The sequence below is a fragment of the Streptomyces alkaliphilus genome, assembly GCF_014141535.1.
Lineage (GTDB): Bacteria > Actinomycetota > Actinomycetes > Streptomycetales > Streptomycetaceae > Streptomyces > Streptomyces alkaliphilus.
Genome location: NZ_VKHT01001603.1, coordinates 1 through 650 on the forward strand (window position 1 = coordinate 1; position 650 = coordinate 650).

The 650-nt window shown below is 71.8% G+C and carries 1 protein-coding gene; it reads right to left on the reverse strand.

Going from position 1 to position 650, the window contains the following annotated elements:
• The coding region (locus FNQ90_RS25900; protein WP_323380188.1) for a VanZ family protein at positions 1-573 on the reverse strand (573 nt) is incomplete at its 3' end.
• Positions 574-650 lie beyond the last annotated feature (77 nt).

A 650-nucleotide genomic window follows, 5' to 3' on the forward strand; every position in this document is an offset into this window, starting at 1 on the left:
GTCGAGGGCCGAGCCGGGCAGCGCCAGGGTGCCCAGCGTGTCCGCGACGAAGGACACGCGCCGCGCGCCGCGCAGCACCAGGTAGCCGAGCAGGCCGCCGAGGGTGTTCGCGATCAGGTCGTTGACGTCCACCGACCGGCCGTTGTTGAAGAGGATGTAGGACAGGCACTGGGTCGTCTCGATGCTCGCGCTCGCCAGGGCGCACAACAGCGTCACCCGCCCCGCCGAGCGGGCCCGGCCGGAGAGCAGCGGCAGCAGGAAGCCGAGCGGCATGAACATGATCACGTTGGGCACGAAGGAGAGGTCGACGACCAGCAACGGGATCGGGTTGATCATGTCGTACCACGGAGTCCGGTTGGCGTACATGCCGTAGCCGGCGACGATCGGGAAGACCGTGATGCTCGCCACGGCCGCCGCGTAACCGGCCGCCATCAGCCGGGTGGCGGCGTGCCGCCCCGTCCACCCCGGCCTGCTCCGGGCCGCCCGCACGGCCACCAGGACGGCGAAGGCGATCAGCAGGGGCCCGAGCCCCACGGCGGGGTCGATGCGGAAGGAGAGGTCGAAATCGTTCACCGGGGGCTCCTCGTGTCGCGGTGCGGGCGGCACCCTGCCGACCCGCTCCGCAGTCTGTTCGGCCCGCCCTCCCCGAC